Here is a 19,535-nt window from a genome sequence, read left to right as displayed (position 1 = left end):
GGCCCGGTAAGCGTAGCGCCGCCGGGCCATTTCAGGCACATCACTTCAGGTGAATCACCACTTCACTCCCCTGCGCTTTCACCACCACACCCCATTCGCTACCGGCATGGGAACCGCCTTTAACACCCGCGATCTGCTGCACATTGCGCAAACAGACCGACCAGTCCTGGGCGTTTCCTTCGCCTTTTAAGGTCACCGTATCGCCCTGGCGAGAAGCCGTCAGTGTAAACACGACCGATCCGTCCGCCGCCGGGACTTCGCTCACCGCCGAGCAACCGTCTGCCAGGCTAAACAGCTGGAATGCCGTGCCCGCGTTCCACGCGTAATCCGGTTTCTGGCTGTTGTTGCCGAGCGCCAGCAGGGTGTTCTCGCGTACATACACCGGCAGACTCTGGAAGTCGTGCTGCTGTTTATGCCAGCGGCTGCCCTGCACTTCGTCGTTATGCCACAGGTGTGTCCAGCGACCTTCCGGCAGATAGAACTGCACGTCACCCGCTTCGCTAAACACCGGTGCCACCATCATCGCGTCGCCGAGCATGTACTGACGGTCCAGATAATCACACGCCGGATCGTCCGGGAATTCGAGCATCATCGCGCGCAACATCGGTGTGCCGACCTCGCGGGCCAGCGCCGCCTGGCGATACAGATACGGCATCATCCGGCATTTCAGCTGGGTGAAGTGGCGCACCACATCGCAGGACTCATCATCGTACGCCCACGGCACACGGTAGGATTTGCTGCCGTGCAGGCGGCTATGGCTGGAGAACAGCCCGAACGCGCACCAGCGTTTGTAAACATGGGCAGGCGCGGTATTCTCGAACCCGCCGATATCGTGGCTCCAGAATCCAAAGCCCGACAGACCAATCGACAGCCCACCGCGCAGGCTTTCCGCCATGGATTCGTAATTGGCGTAACAGTCGCCGCCCCAGTGAACCGGGAACTTTTGCGCACCGACGGACGCGGAGCGCGCAAACAGCACCGCCTCCTCTTCACCAACGGTCTCTTTCAGCACGTCCCACACCAGCTCGTTATAGATATAGGCGTAGTGGTTGTGCATCTTCTGCGGATCGGACCCGTCATGCCACACCACGTCGGTCGGGATGCGCTCGCCGAAGTCGGTCTTGAAGCAGTCCACGCCGATATCAACCAGCCCTTTCAGCTTATCGGCGTACCACTGGCAGGCTTCCGGATTGGTAAAGTCATAAATTGCCAGCCCCGGCTGCCACTTATCCCACTGCCATACGGAGCCATCCGCGCGCTTGAGCAGATAGCCTTTCTCTTTCAGCTCCTTGAATAGCGGCGATTTCTGGCCGATATACGGGTTGATCCACACGCAGACTTTCAGCCCTTTGTCCTTCAGGCGGCGAATCATCCCTTCCGGGTCCGGGAAAGTCACCGGGTCCCATTCAAAATCACACCACTGGAAGGCTTTCATCCAGAAGCAGTCGAAGTGGAAGACGTGCAGCGGCAGATCGCGCTCGGCCATGCCGTCGATAAAGCTGTTCACCGTCGCTTCGTCGTAGTTGGTGGTGAACGAGGTGGTGAGCCACAGGCCGAACGACCATGCAGGCGGCAGCGCCGGGCGACCGGTAAACTGGGTATAGCGGTTCAGCACCTCTTTCGGCGTCGGGCCGTCGATAACGAAATATTCCAGATACTCGCCCGCCACGCTGAACTGCACTTTGGAGACTTTCTCCGAGCCAACTTCAAACGACACATTTTCCGGATGATTCACCAGCACGCCGTAACCACGGTTTGTCAGGTAGAACGGAATATTTTTGTAGGACTGCTCGGTGCTGGTGCCACCGTCACGGTTCCAGGTTTCGACCGTCTGGCCGTTACGCACCAGCGCGGTAAAGCGCTCGCCGAGGCCATACACCGCTTCGCCGACGCCCAAATCCAGGCGCTCGAACATGTAGTTGCTGTCGGTATTGCCATCCTGCACGTAGCCGTTATTTTTCAGCTGACTGCCGGTGATGCGCTGGCCATCACGCAGGAAATCCAGCGCCCAGAACTCCCCTTTGGTAACGCGCACGCTAAGACTGCCGCTTTTCAGCTCGGCAAATTCCGCCGTGTTTTCAATCTGTACTTTCACGTCTTTCAGAACGTTCAACGGATAGTGCGGGCCGTTGTCCAGCGCGCCCTGGAAGTGCTCGATGCGTACACCGACAATGCCTTCCTGCGGCGAGAACAGGCGAACCGTAAACATCAATGTGTCGAGCTGCCAGGTGCGTTCACGCACGTCGCGCGGCGCAACGTACACCACCAGGTCGTTGCCCTGCTGCTCCACGTCGAACACCTGCACCGGGTACGTCACGTTCAGGCCCGGTTGAATTAGCCAGTTTCCGTCACTGATTTTCATACTTTTATCCTCTTAGTTCTGCATTTCTTTGCTGACCGGCAGGGTTTCAAACTCCTGCTGGTTGCGGCGCGCGCCTTGCGCCAGCTCGCCCATAATTTTTGTCAGGAACGGGGTTTTCAGCGTGTAATAGCGTTTGGCGACGATGGCACTCAGCACATAGCACGCCGCCGGGGCCAGCGTGAACAGGCCAATAATGATGTTGATGGTGGTGCCGTTCTGGGTTTTGGCTGCGGCATCGTAGCCACCGCCGGCCAGCATCCAGCCGATCAGCGCGCCGCCCAGCGCCAGGCCCAGCTTCAGCACAAACAGCGTGCCCGCAAAGCTGATCCCCGTCAGGCGTTTGCCGTTGGTCCATTCGCCGTAATCGACGGTATCGGACATCATCACCCACTGGATTGGCGTCACCAGCTGGTGCAGCACGCCAATCACGAAGATAAAGCTGAACATCATTATCGTGGCATGCATCGGCACGAAGAACATCGCCACGCTCGCTACCGCCAGCAGGGCGTTGGTCCACCAGAAGATACTGACTTTGCATTTCCAGTCGGTGAGCGGCTTGGCGAGCGCGGAGCCAATCAGGTTACCGACGCAGTAGGTGGTGAGGAACGCGACGAACACTTCCGGCGTGCCCATAATCCAGGTGCAGTAGTACATCATCGCGCCGCCGCGCACGCAGACGGCGAGGATGTTGAGAATGGTGAGCACACCGACGATGCGCCACTGGTCGTTTTGCCAGATATCGCGCAGATCTTCACGCATGGAGGTGGTGCTTGGCGGCACCTGGATGCGCTCTTTGGTGGTGAAGAAGCAGAACGCCAGCATCAGGAACGCGACCACCGACAGCACAGCGATCCCGCCCTGGAAGCCAAAAGCTTTGTCTTCGCCGCCAATGAGATTCACCAGCGGCATCATCAGTACCGTGGAGAGCATGCCGCCCGCCGTCGCCAGCACAAAGCGCCAGGACTGCAGGGAGATGCGCTGCGTCGGGTCATTAGTAATGACGCCGCCGAGGGCGCAGTAAGGGATATTCACTACGGTATAGAGCAGGGTCAGCAGCGTGTACGTGATGGCGGCATAAACCATTTTACCGTTCAGGCTAAGATCTGGCGTGGTGTACGCGAGCACGCAGACGATGCCAAACGGAATTGCACCGAACAAAATCCACGGACGGAATTTCCCCCAGCGGCTGCGGGTGCGGTCGGCGAGTAGCCCCATGCACGGGTCGGAAATCGCATCCAGCGCACGCGCCAGCAGGAACATGGTGCCGACAAATCCGGCGGGGATACCGAAAATATCGGTATAGAAAAACATCATATACAACATGACGTTATCAAAAATGATGTGGCTGGCGGCATCTCCCATGCCATAGCCAATCTTTTCCTTCACAGACAATATTTCGCTCATTATCTTTATCCTTGACGCTGTAGGGGCGCTGAGACCGGTTTCAGATGTTGTAAACCATCGCCGGGAGAGCGGATATTCTGTTTTCTGGTTAGCTGGTTACGATTCTTCTCTTTTGTGATCGCCGTAGAAGTTGGAGAAAAAACCTAACCTCAGGATTTTCTTAAGATTTAAGTAAGAGGGGTTAATGCAGGTCAAAGCAGGGGTGAAAAAACTCTGCGAAATGATGTGGTAAATGCCTGAAAGTAGCTATAATGCGCACCGCCTCCATGTAGCAATCGAGGCGCGGAAGATCGTCATCTCCGGTGAGGTGGCTGGATTTCAAATCCAGTTGGGGACGCCAGCGTTCCCGGGCAGGTTCGACTCCTGTGATCTTCCGCCAAAACATGTTATGTTTTCAGTTTAATAACTAATTATCATAAGACTTCTGGTTTAATAAAATTCTATATAAGAATTGAGATACTTATTTATCTAAACGAGGTAAACATGTCTAGCTTCTTTTCTGAGAGAACAGCAGTATACTCCCTAATACCCAATTTAATGAATTGCAAAAAGATTTTCATTTTGTAACTCCCATTTACTTCTGGAAAACAAGGGAAGGAAAATTAACATCTAAGGATACTCTCAAACTTAAAAAAAAAGATATTATCTTTTTTGCAAGAAGACCGAAATTAACCAGTGATAACTCACACTTGAGTGGAAAAATTAATCATCAATTATTTAAATATGCATCGACGGCAAGAGAGTAAAACTTACCAAGTATAGCAAGTTTCATATCCTCATTGAATATATTTGATAACTACAATCCTAAAAAACATTTTTTATTTAATATCACTAATTCATGCTGTGAAGATGATTTTTATTTTCTCTTGCAAAGGAATAGAACAAAGCATATTGATGGTGAATTTTCGACACATAATATTGAACTACTTGAAATATCCAAAATTTCTAAACTTGTTAGATCGAATGACAACTTCGCATGGAACGATGCTATTGATATTATTTATGATCTAAATTTATCAATGATAGATAATTATGGATATCATTTCATTAGAGGTGGGCACAAGCCAGTATATTTTATAATAATGGAATAGCACCCACAAAATAAAAAATATTGATGTAAAAATAATCACTCAATTTGAACAGTTACTTTTGTTACACTTACTTGCCTGGTTGAAGACGGAGTGGCCATATTAGGATAAAACAATGCTAAATTTATACCTTCACTTACAGAACTATTGTATATCACACCGTGAAAACCAATCTTTTTAATAAATTCGCAAAGATACTGGCTTGGAATATAATCGAGCGCAGCACTTTTAGGTAATACAGGCTGAGTAAGTTCTTGTCCAAGTTTTTCTAAAAAAGGTATGTCAGCTCTCATTTTTCCGATATCAATTGTGTCAGACAAAACGAATGGAGAAACATGCTGCCTTGGTTGCCTTAAATCTGCCATTATAAGCCCATCAGGCAAGGAAAACTCCGCAATTGTAGCTGTTTCACCAGTGTGAGGTCTTATCTCTGCAACCGCAGTTTCAGGTATTGAACCCAAGTATAGATAAGGGATACCAGGCGGATTAGCTCGGCCATGTGATGTAATTCGTTTAGGGGGAGCACCCATTGAGTCAAGTTCATAAGGTACATCATCTTGATTTATTCTTGCGCGGAACCATTTTCTAGGTAGGTGGCGGGCTTTCAAATGATTCAGAAGCTCTTTCAATCTTAACGTATTAATTTGCCCATCCAGGAAATATCGATTCCTATAAAGAAGCTCATCCCTAAACTCATCCCACTGAGCCAAAGCAATACTTTTATAAGATTCTGAAGGTGAAAAATTTCGTCTTACTATATCTCCATTATCTAACACTTCAGCTAAAAGTTCTCTAGCATGAGCATTATCCATAACTTTATGATTAAACAAGCCCCAATCTTCTCTTAATAACTCAACAATATTTCTTCCGTTAGGATCTAATTCGTAAACATTAATCACTAACTCAAAATAAATGTTTAATGCGGCGGGTTCAATCACATCCACATCATGGCTACCACAAAAGGAACAAATACCTTTTTGAGGGTTAAGGCTGGGGATAATATTTTCTCGCAATCCATTATCACCAAAACATTCAGGACAACATTTTCGACTCATTTTATTATCCCATAAAATTAGCTAATGTCTCAATATGATGTTTCATTGACAGTTTCTTAACAGTGCCTAAACCCGGGAAGTGCCCGTTCGCATGAAGAACTCTAAACTCTATAATAGCGGAACTCTCAAAGAACTGTGTTTGGGAATGATTTAGTTTATTAATTAATTTCGTTAATGCTTGTCCAAATTTTCCAGCAGGATCAGTAGGTGTATCATTTGTTGTAGAAATAAAATGGTTTATATACATAATATTTTCTTTGTTCTTATCCAAGAAAGTTAAATGTATTGCAACAGCATACGCTGGTCCACCACCTTCGCTGTATTCATCACCTACAATTAAAAAATCTCCAAACCCGTCCATTCCTTCTTCTGGATAAGTAATGTGTAAATCTGAGAAGATTTCAAGTGGAGGATAATCGGCATTCTTCTTCTTTTTAAATCCATCCCTAAGTAAAATTCTTTCTGCATCAGAAAAATATTTTCTATAGATTTTCCCGCAGTAATTTTCTATGAATACATGCTTGGAAACCAAACCTTTCGATTTTTCTGAAAGTGAGTAGGGTTCAGCATAACCCGAGTGTATAAAGCATGGATTATGTGATTTATGTTCAAAAAGTAATTTTATTATTAATCCTTCATCCATATCTTCTCGCAGCAAGATTCCGGCTGAAATATTATCTCGATCACTAAAACTATCTTTAAGCAATTGAGATATATTATAGCCGTTCGCTGAATGATCTCCATATGACGGATTAACTATTACAATTGCCTTACCATTAACATCACATATTGTTTTCAACGCCTTATCTAATCCATTAAGTGTCTCTCTAACTGGTTCTATAATTGGTGTAATACGAGCTTTAGCCATTATTTCAGCTGTTTCACGTATTGCAATTAACTCAAACTGTTTACCTCTAAAATATGGATGATACATTGTCATTAAACCCATTTAAGAGCTTCGTCGAGAGGCTTACCTAATGTCTCAACTAAGCGTTCACGGTCCTTATTGCGTAATTGTGTAATCAAAGCTACGCTTTGTAACGCGTTAGGCAAATTTGAAATCAAATTGCTTAGTGGCGAGAGATTACGCGTCCTTTTTAACGTTTTTATCATGCATTTTTGAACTTCTATCGGATTCAGTTCTTCAAAAACACTCCTTATCGCGCTCCGAAGTAATGTATTAGGTAATACAGGCGGTTCAATTTTAAATTGTTTTAAAATATCTTTTGCTTCACTAATCCTTAATGAATCAAACATAGTGGCAGGACATAAGAAATCATTATTTTCCTTCGCATCCCTCACAACACTTATCCTATTCCATCGAACTAGACTCAACACACCGATATCTTCTGATGTTTTGCATAAAACATCATCAATATGAGAATCCCCAGCTATTACATAGATTTTACTAAACGCTTTCCTATAATTTGCTATTTGACTTTCTAATCTAGCTAATGAGTCTCTATCAGACTTAATTTCATAAACAGTTCCGGATCCATTTAAGATAATCATATCCGCTTTGCTAGTTCCAATTCTGAACTCAGCTAGCATACTAGCAGTACGCAACGAATGCCGACCTAGCAAAACATTATGGACTAATGCTGACCTGAATACATACTCATTTCTAATTCCGGCTCTCCGTATTAGTGAGAAAGCCACATCGAAAACATCACCGATTGTTGCATTCTCATTTTGTTGATTTTCAAAGGCGCAGGACTCAACCATTAGCCTCGAGAACAAAGGAGACTTGCCTTTTTTTGCTATCTCAGAAATAACTGAGATGGAAAACATTCTGGATAGCGCTGAGAGTTGAGCAGGACTTAACACTTCTATCCTCAAAATATTTAATTCGTAACTATAAACTAATTTTCTAGTCACTTCAGTGTGATACATACCAAAAATAATAATATCTTATAGACTCTTCTTTGTCACTTTTAATCAAAGTTGCCATAAGTTTATTATTAAGCATTTGATATTTATTAATTATATTTTTTAGATTAGATTTATCCTTTGGGCTCAATACCCTTTTGCCTAAGGGCCTCTCTTGCCAGCTCCTTCAACCAACTAGCGAGACTCACCCCCTCTTCAGCTGCGACAGCATCCAACTGCTCCTTCAATGCCGGATCAATACGCATTTTAAACTGCGGAGATTGTCCGCCGCCTTTTGGTTTTTTTTCGCGCGCTATGATTGACATGGGGCCACCTATCCATTTAATCTGAATCATATTAGGAGGCCACCTAACCTCCTTTAGGCAACGCCTCCGCTGTGCAGGAACACAACAGGAGCGTCTAACCTCACCAACTATCAAGGAGTTGATTATGGCTGATTCGCATTCTAACCCAGACATTACCGCCACCGGAACTGAGCGCTCGATAATTGTGGGATATCGCCCGAATGTTCACGACAAAACAACGCCGAATATCATTCTTTCGGGCAAGTGGCTGCGCGCCGCCGGGTTTGATACCGGGCATCAGGTGACGGTTAAAGTCATGGACGGGTGCATTGTTCTGATGGCGTACAGCGAGCAGGAACAGCGGTTGCTGGACGAATTAAAACAGGCACAGGCGAAGCTGAAAGGGATTGAAGGGGCGTTATTACAAAAACATTAATCTCACCCGTGAAATATCCCTGAAGACGGCTCGCAATATCACCCTTGCCTTATCAGGTGGGTTGCCTGTCTCTGTCATAATCATTCATCGGAGATGCAATGGCCGTTACAGGCAGCCATTGCAATTATAAATTACAGCTTATATCCTTCTGGGTATAAGCTACAGCTTATCATGGACGATTGCATGTGGACGGTACTTTTAGGGAAGGTATTTGAACAATGGCTGCATGAGCAAGAAGAAGGGCTACAGGAAAGGGTATTGGCAGAATTATTAACTCTGCAAAACTACGGACCGCATCTTACAAGACCCTGGGCCGATACCGTAAAAGGATCGCGGTATAACAATATGAAAGAGCTACGGATTAACTATCTGGCCGTCCTATTCGTGCGTTCTTTGCTTTCGATCCCGTCCGCCAGGCGATCGTGCCTTGTGCGGGTGACAAGAGTAACGACAAAAAAATATTTTATAAGCGGTTAATCCGTATTGCAGATAAAGAATTTTCGTTTCATCTGGCAGCCCTGGAGACAGCAAATTGAAAACCTTAAATGACGTGATTGCTTCCCGTTCGCCTGAAAGCCAGCAGCGTATCAAAGAGATGGCTGACGAGATGATTCTCGAAACCGGGCTACAGATGATGCGCGAAGAACTGAAACTGTCTCAACAGGCGGTGGCGACAATAATGGGAATCAGCCAACCCGCAGTTACCCAGCTTGAACAGCGCGGTAATGAACTGAAAATTGCCACGCTAAAACGCTACATCGAAGCGATGGGTGGAAAACTGAGCCTGGATGTTGAACTGCCGAATGGGAAACGCGTGGCATTTCATATTTAGATTTTCTCGGCATCTGTGTCTCAAGCCCTCTCCCCTCAGGTTGAGGGGCGGATCGAGCAAATTCAACGCGGTATCATCGCCGGGTTTGTCGGCCGGGTAAGCGAAGCGCCACCCGGCATTGCAGAAGCCCCACATCAAACCCTAACCTCCATCACCGCGTACACCCCATCTTTCGGCACAATCACCGTCACGTTCTCCGCAGGTATACCCGCCGCAAGATGGATATCCTGCAACTGCTGCAAGGTGCGCGGGTAGATGTGCGCCCAGCCGATGCAGCGCAAAATAAAGTCGATTTGCGGGCTGGTGGTGAGCATATTCGACACAATCACTGCCCCGCCGGGCTTCACCAGTCGTACGGCGCGTTGCAGGAAAATCACCGCATCGGTGTCGTTGAAATATTCGAAAATCCCCAGCGCGTCGACCAGTTCGGCCTGATGTTCACCCAGCTCGAGCAGTAAATCGTCACTGCGGATGAAATGATGAATCAGATGGCGCTTGAGCAACGTCAACTGTTCCCCCACCACCAGCCCCTCCTGCGCCGCCATGGTTTCTGCCCAGCGCAGGGCGACGGGGTCATCGTCCACCAGCGAGAGATGCACCTTCTGCCCGTCCAGTTTTGCCGTGCGAAGCGCCTCCAGCACCGGGATCGCCGCGCCGCTCGCCAGGCTTATCCAGTCGCTTTCCAGCTCATTGTGAATGTATTTCTCCACCAGCGCGCCCAGCACCTGCGCGCGGGAGCGCACGCCGATGGCGTCGTTGGCGTGGATAAACCACTGTCGGCTTTCGCTGTCCATCCGCGTGCCTTCGGGCAGGCGTTCCTCCAGCGGGTTTTGCACCACAAACAGCGCCAGCGCGGAGGGCACCAGCCGCGCGCGCCAGGCCGCCATCGCCGGGCGTGTGCGGAACGCTCGCTCGGAATGAACATGCTGCGGGATAAGCCTCGGCAGGCCGTTTTCGCCCTCTTCCAGTAGCGGGGGCAGCAGCTCAGGGTCAGCTTTCATGGCCAGATTGAGCGCGTTAATCTCCCGCGTGACATCGTCTTTCATCGGCCATTGATCGCTGATATCAGGAAACGATGCGCTGTAAATTGTCATATTTGCCGGTGCATCACCGCGAAAAGAGTGCCAGTTCATCTCGTAAACCCCCGTTCGACCCTAAACGGAAGTCTATGCAAACGGTACGGCATTGCCCTACGAAAAATGCACGATATGCCTTAATTTTCAGCTCACCTGTGCCGCTTTGAATCGCTATACATGAAGGAGCGATCGGGATGAGAAAACAGGTTTGGCGGCTGCTGCTGCCGTTGATGCTAACGGGCTGCGCCAGCATTGTCGGCAGCAACGAAGAGACGCTGTATATCGACAGCACCCCGACGGAGGCATATTACGCGGTCATCGATCGCAACGGCGACCTGATCGCCACCGGTAAAACGCCGCAATCCGTGGTGCTGAAAAAATCCGACGGCAGTTATTTCGGCAAACGGGAATACACCCTCACGCTGAAACAGGAGGGCTATTACTCGACGATGATGCCGCTCGAGTACCGCTTCAGCCACTGGTACACCTTCGGGAATATCCTCTTCTTCGGCGTGCCGGGCTGGCTTATCGTAGACCCGTTCTCGGGCGGCATGTACACGCTCAAAGAGGACCATATTCACGCCATATTGCGCCCCTGCCCGCCGGGGCCGTTCAATCACATGTGCTCGTAACGAGCGGAATTCGTAGTATATTGAGAGTTAACTTGGTCATCAGGCGCACTCCATGTCTTACTCCATCGGCGAATTCGCCCGACTTTGCGGCATCACCGCGACCACGCTGCGCGCGTGGCAGCGTCGCTATGGTTTGCTGAAACCGCTTCGCACCGATGGCGGACACCGTCTTTACAGCGATGACGACGTACAACAGGCGCTGAAAATTCTCGACTGGGTGAAAAAGGGCGTACCAGTCAGCCAGGTAAAACCGCTGCTGGCGCGGCCTGGCGCACGGCGCACCAATAACTGGCTCACCCTGCAGGAGAGCATGTTGCAGCGTCTGAAAGAGGGGAAAATCGAATCCCTGCGCCAGCTGATTTACGACTCAGGCCGCGAATCGCCACGGCCAGAACTGGTGACCGAAGTCCTGCGCCCGCTGCGCAGCCAGGTCTCCGCGAATATCCCGGCGATCATGACCCTGCGGGAAATCCTCGACGGCATCATCATTGCCTACACGTCGTTTTGCCTCGAAGGGGATAAACGCGCGCCGGGCGATAACTGTCTGATCACCGGCTGGCATCTTAACGACCCGTGTGAAATCTGGCTCGAAGCGCTAAAACGCACGGGGCAAGGCCACCGCATCGACGTCCTCCCGATACCGCCCGCAACCCTGGCACCGGAAATTTTCCCGGACCGCAAATGGCTGCTGGTGACAACCGGCAAATTAACCGTCGCGCGTAAAAAACAGATCGCGCAGTGGCAGGAACAGGGTATTTCTCTGGAAATCATCACCCTGTAAAGGCTATTTCCCGCGCCAGTTATCACAAAAGATTGAATATTTTCCTGCCGCCATAATGCTAACGTTTTCCTGTATTCATCACTCAACAGGAAAACAACATGAATAAATTCTCCGGCCTGCTGCTTTTATCCTCCCTCGCCTTTGCCCCGGTCGCGTTTAGCGCCCCGGTGGGTACGTTGAGCGTCCATATCCTTAACCAGCAAACGGGCACACCGCCGCCGGATGTCACGGTCACGCTGGAAAAACAGCAGCAGGGAAAATGGACCACGCTGGCGAGTGGCAAAACCGATCACGACGGGCGTATTAAATCCCTGTATCCGCAGGATCAGGATATGCAGCCCGGCGTGTATAAAGTGACCTTTAAAACCGGTGAATACTTCCAGAGCCAGAAATTATCCTCATTTTTCCCTGAGATCCCGGTGCTCTTTACTGTCACCACCACCAACGAAAAACTGCATATTCCACTGCTGCTGAGCCAGTACGGCTACTCCACTTACAAGGGCAGCTGATTCGTCCTGCGCTCCTGCCCCGCTATCGGGAGCGCATTAATCCCCGCAAAAATCACCTTTCCTATCCAATTGAAATAAATCACTAATTAAAAATAATCCAAATCAAACTTGGACAAATATCATTGTTTGTGTAAGTTTTAATTATTGGGTTTTTTCAGGATCGTCAACCGCAAAGGTGAGTCAATGAGCGCCGTGCATACCGTCATCGATCGGTTCGTGAGTTACTACGCCGAGCTGGACAATCAGCCGCCATCGGCGCTGCCTGCGCTCTTTCATCCTGAAGCCGTGCTGATTGATCCTTTCGGTGAGCATCAGGGGTTGTTCGCGATCCAGCGTTACTTCACCCATCTGCTGGCCAATGTGGACCAGTGTCATTTCTCCATCGATAAGCCATTTACCGACGGTGATCGTTTCGCGCTCACCTGGACCATGCACTGGTCGCATCCCCGTTTAACGGAGGGTAATACGCTGGCTCTGCCAGGCTGTTCCGTGGTGGACGTGCAGGACGGCACAGTGAAACGCCAGCGGGATTATTACGATGCCGGGGAGATGATTTACGAACACCTGCCGGTGCTGGGCTGGGCGGTTCGCGGTGTGAAAAGGAGGGTGCGCCCATGATGACTGTCCTCATCACCGGCGCAAGCTCAGGGATTGGCGAGGGGCTGGCGAAGTCCTGGGCGGATGACGGCTGCCGCGTCATCGCCTGCGGCAGGGATGCTGCCCGCCTTGAGGCCCTGCGCCAGTACAGCCCGCTGATCTCCCTGCGTCAGTTTGATATGACCGACGCGCAGGCCTGCCGCGACGCGTTGGCCGATTGCCCCGTGGATCTCGCCGTTTTGTGCGCCGGAACCTGTGAATATCTCGATCACGGGTCGATCGACATCGATCGCGTCTCGCGTGTCATGCGCACCAATTTTCTCGGCCCGGTGAACTGCCTGGCCGCGCTTCAGGATCAACTCGCGCCCGGTAGTCGCGTGGTGCTGGTCAGCTCCATGGCGCACTGGCTGCACTTCCCACGCGCCGAGGCGTACGGCGCATCCAAAGCAGCGCTGACGTGGTTTGCCAACAGCCTGCGTCTGGACTGGGAGCCTAAAGGCGTGGCCGTTACGGTCGTCTCACCAGGCTTTGTCGACACCCCGCTCACCCGTAAAAATGATTTCCCGATGCCCGGCAAAGTCAGCGTAGAGCAGGCCGTTGCCGCCATCCGCCGTGGCGTGGCGAAAGGCAAAACGCACATCGCGTTTCCTGCCGGATTTAGCGTGATCCTGCGGCTGCTGGCGTCCCTGCCGCCGTTTGTGCAAAACGCGCTGCTGCGCAGGATGGTGCGCTCATGAACATCGCCATTATCGGCAGCGGGATCGCCGGGCTGACCTGCGCCTGGCGGCTGGCCGGGCACCATCAGGTGACGCTGTTCGAAGCGGCCCCCACCGTCGGCGGCCATACCGCCACGGTCGATGTCACCACGCCGTCGGGAGATTTTTCCATCGACACCGGTTTCATCGTTTACAACGACCGCACCTATCCCCGGTTTATGGGCCTGCTGGGCGAGCTGGGTATTAGCGGGCAAAAAACGCAGATGAGCTTTTCTGTGCATAACCCGGCCAGCGGGCTGGAATACAACGGCCACACACTCTCCAGCCTGTTTGCCCAGCGGCGCAATCTGCTGAACCCGACCTTCTGGCGGCTGCTGAAATCCATCGTGCGGTTTAACAAACTGGCGAAACAGACGCTGATTAAGGGCACCAGTAATAACGACACGCTGCAAACGTTTCTGGAACAGCACCACTTCAGCCCTTTCTTCGCCAGGCACTACATCCTGCCGATGGGCGCGGCGATCTGGTCCTCGTCGTTGCAGGAGATGCGCCGTTTTCCGCTCGCCCTGTTTTTACGCTTTTTTGAGAATCACGGGCTGCTGGACATCACCCATCGTCCCCAGTGGTACGTGGTGCCCGGCGGATCGCGCGAATATGTCCGCGCACTCGTTACGCAGCTGGGCACTCGCCTGACGCTGCGCACGGATGCACCGGTACAGAAGGTGATCCGCCACCCCCACCAGGTTGACATTGAACTTGCCGACGGAACTCACACCTTCGATCAGGTCATTTTCGCCTGCCACTCCCGTCAGGCACTGGCGCTACTGGCTAACCCCTCGCTCGCGGAAAAACAGATCCTCGGCGACATCGGCTGGCAGCGTAATGAGGTAGTGCTGCACAGCGACAAACGCTGGCTGCCGGTGCGTGAACGAGCCTGGGCAAGCTGGAACTATCGTCTGAACGATCGGGAACAAAACAGCGCCTGCGTGACCTACAACATGAACATTTTACAGGGGCTGCCAGAGGGCGCGCCGCTGTTCTGCGTGACCCTGAATCCGGATGCTCCCATCGACGAGCGTTACGTCTGGCAACGCTTTGTGTATGAACATCCGCAGTTCAACCCAAAAAGCTGGCGTGCCCAGACGCGCCGCGCCGAGATCAACGGCCAGCAGCGAAGCTGGTTCTGCGGTGCCTACTGGTACAACGGATTTCATGAGGATGGTGTGCGCAGCGCGCTCGACGTGGTAACGGGGATCGCAGGAGTGGGAGGGGCGGGAACATGAACAGTTGCCTCTATCAGGGCGTGCTTCGTCACCGCCGTCTGCTGCCGCGAGCGCACCATTTCCGCTACAGCATTTTTTTGGCATGGCTCGATCTCGACGAGCTGGCGCGCCTGCCGTCGCTGGGCATTCGCCGTAACCGCTTTGCCGCCGCGTCGTTTTACGATCGCGATTATCCGCTGGGCGAGCCGCTCAAAGAGCAGGTGCTCACCAGGCTGGAGACGCTGACCGGTGAGCGCACCGATGGCCGGGTGATGCTGCTCACCCAGCTGCGCTATTTCGGTATTCATTTTAATCCGGTCAATTTTTATTACTGCTTTGACCAGCAGGACGTCCTGCGCTGGGTGCTCGCGGAAGTGCGCAACACGCCGTGGAACGAGCGGCATTACTACGCAGTAAACGGGCAGGAGGCGCGCCCGATGGCGAAAGCCTTCCACGTTTCGCCGTTTAATCCGATGAATATGGTATACCACTGGCGCTTCAATCGCCCGGCAAAAACCTTATTCATGCACATTGAGAACCATCAGGAAGCCAAAGTGTTTGATGCCACGCTGATGCTCACTCGTCAGCCTCTGACACGTGCGGCGCTGAGTTCGCTGCTGTGGCGCATTCCGCTCATGACGCTCAAAACCGTCCTCGCCATTTACTGGCAGGCGCTGCGGCTGTGGCTCAAACGCGTACCCATCCATCCCCATCCCACCAGCAGGAGTGAACGCTCATGACCGATCCCGTTTATGCGCTTGAGCCAGACTATCCGCGCAACGCGCGCATGGCGCGCTGGCTGCTGTTCCGCCTGCTGGGGGACTTACAACAGGGTTCGCTGACCGTACGCGAGGGCAACCAGACGTTCCATTTTGGCGACGCCAGTGCGGCCCTGCATGCCGACGTGGAGGTTCTCTCCTCCTCCGTTTACCGGCGACTGCTGACGGGCGGAAGTCTGGCCGCCGCCGAAGCCTGGATGGACGGCGAGTGGGAGACGCATCAGCTCACCACGCTGCTGCACATCCTCGCCCTTAACGGTAAAACGCTCGGGCGGCTGGAGAGCGGTTTTCGACTGCTGGGCAAGCCCGTCGAACGGCTACGCCACTGGATGCGCCGCAACCATCGCCAGCAGGCGCGGGAAAATATTGCCGCCCATTACGATCTGGGGAACACCTTTTATGCCCAGTTTCTCGACGAAGAGCTGCTCTATTCCAGCGCCCTGTTTACCTCGCCGGATCAGGATCTCACTACTGCGCAAAAGGCAAAAATGGCCCGCTTGTGCGATCAGCTTTCGCTGACGCCGGACGATCATCTGCTGGAGATTGGCACCGGCTGGGGAGCAATGGCCGAATTCGCCGCGCGCCACTACGGCTGTCGGGTCACCACCACCACGCTCTCTTACGAGCAGTTTTGCTGGGCGCAGGCACGGATCAACCGCGCCGGGTTACAGGATAAAGTCCAGGTTTTGCTGTGTGATTACCGCGACTTAACCGGGGAGTACGACAAGCTGGTGTCCGTCGAGATGATCGAAGCGGTCGGCAAAACCTTTTTGCCGGAGTTTTTCCGCACCTGCCAGGCCCGCCTGCGCCCCGGCGGCAAAATGGCGCTTCAGGCGATCACCATTCAGGACCAGCGCTACCGCGACTACAGCAAAAGCGTCGATTTCATTCAGCGCTACATCTTCCCCGGCGGCTTTTTGCCGAGCATTACGGCGATGAACGAACTGATGACGCGCCACACGGATTTCGTGGTACGCAATCTTTTCGACATGGGACCGGACTACGCCCGCACCCTGACACACTGGCGCACGCGCTTCCTCCACGCCTGGCAGGAGATCGAAAAACTCGGCTTTGACGAGCGTTTTCGCCGCATGTGGCTCTACTACCTGGGCTACTGCGAAGCCGGGTTCAACGCCCGCACCATCAGCGTGGTGCAACTGACGGCAGAGCGCGTATGAACCGCCATGTGCAGGTCTTCGTGCTCGCCATCGCGTTCGATCTCTACTGGACGCTGGTGGTGATGTTTCGTGAGCGGGGAGTGATGGTGTGGCTCGCGCTGGCGCTGCTGGCCTGCCTGATGCTGAAACCGGTCCAGCGACTCTTCGCCCTTATGCTGGCGGTCGCCGGGAGTTCTCTGGACACCCTCTGGTCGCTGACCGGTCTGCTGCGCTTCAACGGCGAAGGGATTTTGCCTCTCTGGATGATGGCACTTTGGCTGATGTTCGCCTGCGTCTGGACCCAGCTCACGACGACCACCGCGCTGCCGCGCTGGCTGCTGGTTCTGATGGGCACCGCTGGCGGTCCGGTGGCCTATTTTCTCGGCGAGCGGCTGGGCGCGATCACCTTTCAGGCACCGTCATTCATAGTCCTGAGCTGGATGACGATGGGCTGGCTGGTACTGATTCTCTTTTTCCATCTGCTGGTGGGGAGGCAACGATGAGATCCGCTTTGCTGCTTTTGCTCTGGCTGGCTGCCGCGCTGCCTGCGGCGCACGCCGCCGACTGGCTCACCTGGCGCAAAGTGGGCGAGGCGACATTGACCTGGGGCCCGTTTGACGTTTATCGCTCTCAGCTGAGCACCCCGGATGGGCGTTACACCGGCCTGCAACAGGATCAGGCATTGCTGATTACCTATCAGCGCAGTATCAGCCGTGACGAACTGGTCGACGCCACCCGCGAGCAGTGGCAGGCGCAGGGCATTCTGGACAGTGAACCCAACAGCGCCGAATGGCTGCGCAGGCTGCAGGCAATTTGGCCCGATGTGAATCAGGGAAGCCAGCTGGCGTTTGTCGTGAATAACGGGCAGGGGCAATTCTGGTATCGCGCCCCGACCGCCCGTTCGGCGTTCACACCGCTCGGCCCACCGCAATCGGCGACCTTCAGCGAGCGCTTTCTGGCGATCTGGCTCGGTCCTCGTACGCAATATCCCGAACTACGACTGCAGTTGCTCGGAGGTAAACCATGAAACGTTTTCTGACTCTCGGCCTGGTGCTGATGACGCTGCTGGCGGGCTGTAGCGCCGACATTAATGATTACCGCGATCAGCAGCCGCGGCTCGATATCTTCCACTATTTTCAGGGCCAGACCGAAGCCTATGGGATGGTGCAGGATCGCAGCGGGAAGCAAATTCGCCGCTTCCACGTCGATCTCAAGGGCGAGGTCAGCGGCGATACGCTGACGCTCAGCGAGCAGTTTGTGTATGACGATGGCGAAAAACAGCAGCGCGTATGGCATATCCGGCGCGTCAGCGCCGATCGCTTTGAAGGCCGTGCGGGGGATATCGAGGGCGTGGCGACCGGCCAGGCGGCGGGAAACGCCTTCAACTGGCGCTACAGTATGAACGTCAAAGCCGACGGCAAAACCTGGCTACTGCACTTCGACGACTGGATGTATTTGCAGGACGGCAAACACCTCTTTAATAAAACCGCGATGACGAAGTTTGGCTTTAACGTCGGAACGGTGACCATTTTCTTCACCCGCAACGAGCAGTAAGGGGACAACACCATGAACAATAAACCCATTCTCGGTATCAGCGGATGTCTGACCGGCTCAGCCGTACGGTTCGACGGCGGACATAAACGCATGAGCTTTTTGATGGATGCGCTGGCGCAATGGGTAACGTTTAAACCCGTATGCCCGGAAATGGCGGTGGGCTTGCCCGTCCCTCGCCCGGCGCTGCGGCTGGTCAAAACGCCCGACGGTGAGATGCACATGCGTTTTACCCAGGCCCCCCATGAAGACATCACGCACAAAATGGCCGAGTTTGCCGGGCACTATTTGCCGGGTATTGCCGAGTACGCCGGCTTCATCGTCTGCGCCAAATCGCCAAGCTGCGGCATGGAGCGCGTGCGCATCTACGACGAAGCGGGAAATCCTGGCCAGAAAGAGGGGAACGGCCTCTTCACCGCCGCGATGCAGGAAAAATATCCGTGGCTGCCGGTGGAGGAAGACGGGCGGTTGCACGATCCGGTACTGCGGGAGAACTTTATCGCGCGGGTATTTGCCCTGCACGAGCTGAACATGCTTCGCGCCAGCGGCCTGACGCGCGGTGCGCTGCTGGCCTTTCACAGCCGCTACAAGCTGCAACTGCTGGCGCACAATCAGGCGGGTTATCGTGAGATCGGGCCTTTTGTGGCGTCGCTTCACGAATGGGACGATCTGGAGGCCTTTTTTGCGGTCTATCGCGAGAAACTGATGGCGATTTTGAAACAGCCCGCCTCGCGCAAAAACCACACCAACGTGCTGATGCACATTCAGGGCTATTTCCGTAAACAGCTCAATACCCGCCAGCGCGTGGAGTTGCGTGAAGTTATCCTCAACTACCGCGCCGGTCAGCTGCCGATCCTCGCCCCGCTCACGCTGTTGAAACATTATCTGGCTGAGCACCCGGACCGCTATCTCATGACGCAAAACTACTTCGACCCGTACCCGCAAGACTTAGGCCTGCGGCTGGCGATCGCTTGATTTAACAACGAGAGACCTTTAGCCCAAAGGGTCCTTACACGCACCCCGTTTTAGACGACAAACCTCACTGTCGTCTTTTTTTTGGCCCGCGGCATGGGTTATTGGCTGGTAGAATGAGTGGGTTGACCCCGTTTTGCATTACTCAGGTA

General features: G+C 52.9%; 21 protein-coding genes, 1 tRNA gene and 1 pseudogene. 16 read left to right on the top strand and 7 right to left on the bottom strand.

Annotated elements, in window-relative coordinates:
- Nucleotides 1-40 precede the first annotated feature (40 nt).
- Entirely contained in the window at nt 41-2,362 is a 2,322-nt protein-coding gene (gene yicI / locus ABIE11_RS16520; protein WP_429184895.1) for an alpha-xylosidase, read from the bottom strand.
- A gap of 12 nt (nt 2,363-2,374) precedes the next feature.
- Nucleotides 2,375-3,769: a glycoside-pentoside-hexuronide family transporter gene (locus ABIE11_RS16515; protein ID WP_319424381.1), complete on the bottom strand. Its 1,395-nt coding sequence runs from the start codon at nt 3,767-3,769 to the stop codon at nt 2,375-2,377.
- A gap of 281 nt (nt 3,770-4,050) precedes the next feature.
- Between ABIE11_RS16515 and ABIE11_RS16510 the strand changes: the two genes are divergently transcribed.
- A tRNA-Sec gene (locus ABIE11_RS16510) sits at nt 4,051-4,145 on the top strand.
- 747 nt (nt 4,146-4,892) lie between these two features.
- Here the strand turns inward: ABIE11_RS16510 and ABIE11_RS16505 are convergent.
- The 4 genes from ABIE11_RS16505 to ABIE11_RS16490 all read right to left on the bottom strand — a co-directional run bounded on the left by ABIE11_RS16505 (nt 4,893) and on the right by ABIE11_RS16490 (nt 8,104).
- Entirely contained in the window at nt 4,893-5,909 is a 1,017-nt protein-coding gene (locus tag ABIE11_RS16505; RefSeq protein WP_429184894.1) for an RES domain-containing protein, read from the bottom strand.
- 4 nt (nt 5,910-5,913) lie between these two features.
- On the bottom strand, nt 5,914-6,858 hold the full coding sequence (locus ABIE11_RS16500; RefSeq protein ID WP_429184893.1) for a sce7725 family protein: 945 nt from the start codon (nt 6,856-6,858) through the stop codon (nt 5,914-5,916).
- Nucleotides 6,849-7,802 (bottom strand): sce7726 family protein, encoded by a 954-nt coding sequence (locus tag ABIE11_RS16495; protein ID WP_429184892.1) that lies wholly within the window; start codon nt 7,800-7,802, stop codon nt 6,849-6,851. The genes ABIE11_RS16500 and ABIE11_RS16495 overlap by 10 nt, the downstream gene beginning before the upstream one ends.
- 110 nt (nt 7,803-7,912) lie before the next feature.
- The gene (locus ABIE11_RS16490) at nt 7,913-8,104 is read right to left on the bottom strand and encodes a toxin-antitoxin system HicB family antitoxin (protein ID WP_429184947.1); all 192 of its coding nucleotides are present in this window, start codon (nt 8,102-8,104) and stop codon (nt 7,913-7,915) included.
- A gap of 124 nt (nt 8,105-8,228) precedes the next feature.
- Here ABIE11_RS16490 and ABIE11_RS16485 point away from each other — a divergent pair, with 124 nt between their 5' ends.
- The 3 genes and pseudogenes from ABIE11_RS16485 to ABIE11_RS16475 all read left to right on the top strand — a co-directional run bounded on the left by ABIE11_RS16485 (nt 8,229) and on the right by ABIE11_RS16475 (nt 9,351).
- Entirely contained in the window at nt 8,229-8,519 is a 291-nt protein-coding gene (locus ABIE11_RS16485; protein ID WP_194513124.1) for a SymE family type I addiction module toxin, read from the top strand.
- Nucleotides 8,520-8,702: 183 nt separating this feature from the next.
- A pseudogene (locus tag ABIE11_RS16480) lies at nt 8,703-9,055 on the top strand (type II toxin-antitoxin system RelE/ParE family toxin).
- Complete coding sequence (locus ABIE11_RS16475) at nt 9,052-9,351, top strand: helix-turn-helix domain-containing protein (RefSeq protein WP_100778220.1); 300 nt, start codon at nt 9,052-9,054, stop codon at nt 9,349-9,351. Before ABIE11_RS16480 ends, ABIE11_RS16475 begins: the two are co-directional and overlap by 4 nt.
- A 134-nt stretch (nt 9,352-9,485) precedes the next feature.
- Here the strand turns inward: ABIE11_RS16475 and ABIE11_RS16470 are convergent, their stop codons facing one another.
- Nucleotides 9,486-10,484: a class I SAM-dependent methyltransferase gene (locus ABIE11_RS16470; protein ID WP_181827092.1), complete on the bottom strand. Its 999-nt coding sequence runs from the start codon at nt 10,482-10,484 to the stop codon at nt 9,486-9,488.
- A 137-nt stretch (nt 10,485-10,621) separates the two neighbouring features.
- On the opposite strand from ABIE11_RS16470, the gene ABIE11_RS16465 reads away from it, so the two are divergent.
- The 12 genes from ABIE11_RS16465 (at nt 10,622) to ABIE11_RS16410 (ending at nt 19,386) form a co-directional block, all read left to right on the top strand.
- The gene (locus tag ABIE11_RS16465; protein WP_429184891.1) at nt 10,622-11,059 is read left to right on the top strand and encodes a hypothetical protein; all 438 of its coding nucleotides are present in this window, start codon (nt 10,622-10,624) and stop codon (nt 11,057-11,059) included.
- Between the two features lie 52 nt (nt 11,060-11,111).
- Entirely contained in the window at nt 11,112-11,840 is a 729-nt protein-coding gene (locus tag ABIE11_RS16460) for a MerR family transcriptional regulator (protein ID WP_100778223.1), read from the top strand.
- 98 nt (nt 11,841-11,938) lie between these two features.
- Complete coding sequence (uraH, locus tag ABIE11_RS16455; protein ID WP_429184890.1) at nt 11,939-12,349, top strand: hydroxyisourate hydrolase; 411 nt, start codon at nt 11,939-11,941, stop codon at nt 12,347-12,349.
- A 183-nt stretch (nt 12,350-12,532) separates the two neighbouring features.
- Nucleotides 12,533-12,967, top strand: a complete 435-nt coding sequence (locus ABIE11_RS16450) for a nuclear transport factor 2 family protein (protein ID WP_429184889.1) — start codon at nt 12,533-12,535, stop codon at nt 12,965-12,967.
- Nucleotides 12,964-13,683, top strand: coding sequence for an SDR family NAD(P)-dependent oxidoreductase (locus ABIE11_RS16445; RefSeq protein ID WP_429184888.1), 720 nt, complete (start codon nt 12,964-12,966; stop codon nt 13,681-13,683). The genes ABIE11_RS16450 and ABIE11_RS16445 overlap by 4 nt, the downstream gene beginning before the upstream one ends.
- Nucleotides 13,680-14,945, top strand: a complete 1,266-nt coding sequence (locus tag ABIE11_RS16440; protein WP_194513112.1) for an NAD(P)/FAD-dependent oxidoreductase — start codon at nt 13,680-13,682, stop codon at nt 14,943-14,945. Before ABIE11_RS16445 ends, ABIE11_RS16440 begins: the two co-directional genes overlap by 4 nt.
- A complete protein-coding gene (locus ABIE11_RS16435) occupies nt 14,942-15,664 on the top strand; it encodes a DUF1365 domain-containing protein (RefSeq protein ID WP_429184887.1) in 723 nt (240 codons plus the stop codon). Before ABIE11_RS16440 ends, ABIE11_RS16435 begins: the two co-directional genes overlap by 4 nt.
- A complete protein-coding gene (locus ABIE11_RS16430; RefSeq protein WP_429184886.1) occupies nt 15,661-16,881 on the top strand; it encodes a class I SAM-dependent methyltransferase in 1,221 nt (406 codons plus the stop codon). Before ABIE11_RS16435 ends, ABIE11_RS16430 begins: the two co-directional genes overlap by 4 nt.
- Nucleotides 16,878-17,363, top strand: a complete 486-nt coding sequence (locus ABIE11_RS16425; RefSeq protein ID WP_319424260.1) for a DUF2878 domain-containing protein — start codon at nt 16,878-16,880, stop codon at nt 17,361-17,363. Before ABIE11_RS16430 ends, ABIE11_RS16425 begins: the two co-directional genes overlap by 4 nt.
- Nucleotides 17,360-17,887: a hypothetical protein gene (locus ABIE11_RS16420; RefSeq protein ID WP_319424261.1), complete on the top strand. Its 528-nt coding sequence runs from the start codon at nt 17,360-17,362 to the stop codon at nt 17,885-17,887. The genes ABIE11_RS16425 and ABIE11_RS16420 overlap by 4 nt, the downstream gene beginning before the upstream one ends.
- Nucleotides 17,884-18,414: a DUF3833 domain-containing protein gene (locus ABIE11_RS16415; RefSeq protein ID WP_107702556.1), complete on the top strand. Its 531-nt coding sequence runs from the start codon at nt 17,884-17,886 to the stop codon at nt 18,412-18,414. The genes ABIE11_RS16420 and ABIE11_RS16415 overlap by 4 nt, the downstream gene beginning before the upstream one ends.
- 12 nt (nt 18,415-18,426) lie before the next feature.
- Nucleotides 18,427-19,386 (top strand): YbgA family protein, encoded by a 960-nt coding sequence (locus ABIE11_RS16410; RefSeq protein WP_429184885.1) that lies wholly within the window; start codon nt 18,427-18,429, stop codon nt 19,384-19,386.
- The last annotated feature ends 149 nt before the right edge of the window (nt 19,387-19,535 follow it).

Source organism: Lelliottia sp. 489 (assembly GCF_050435885.1).
In the GTDB taxonomy this organism is placed as follows: domain Bacteria; phylum Pseudomonadota; class Gammaproteobacteria; order Enterobacterales; family Enterobacteriaceae; genus Enterobacter; species Enterobacter nimipressuralis.
The sequence above is the reverse complement of the archived record's forward strand: the minus strand, read 5'-3'. Positions and strand labels throughout refer to the sequence as shown.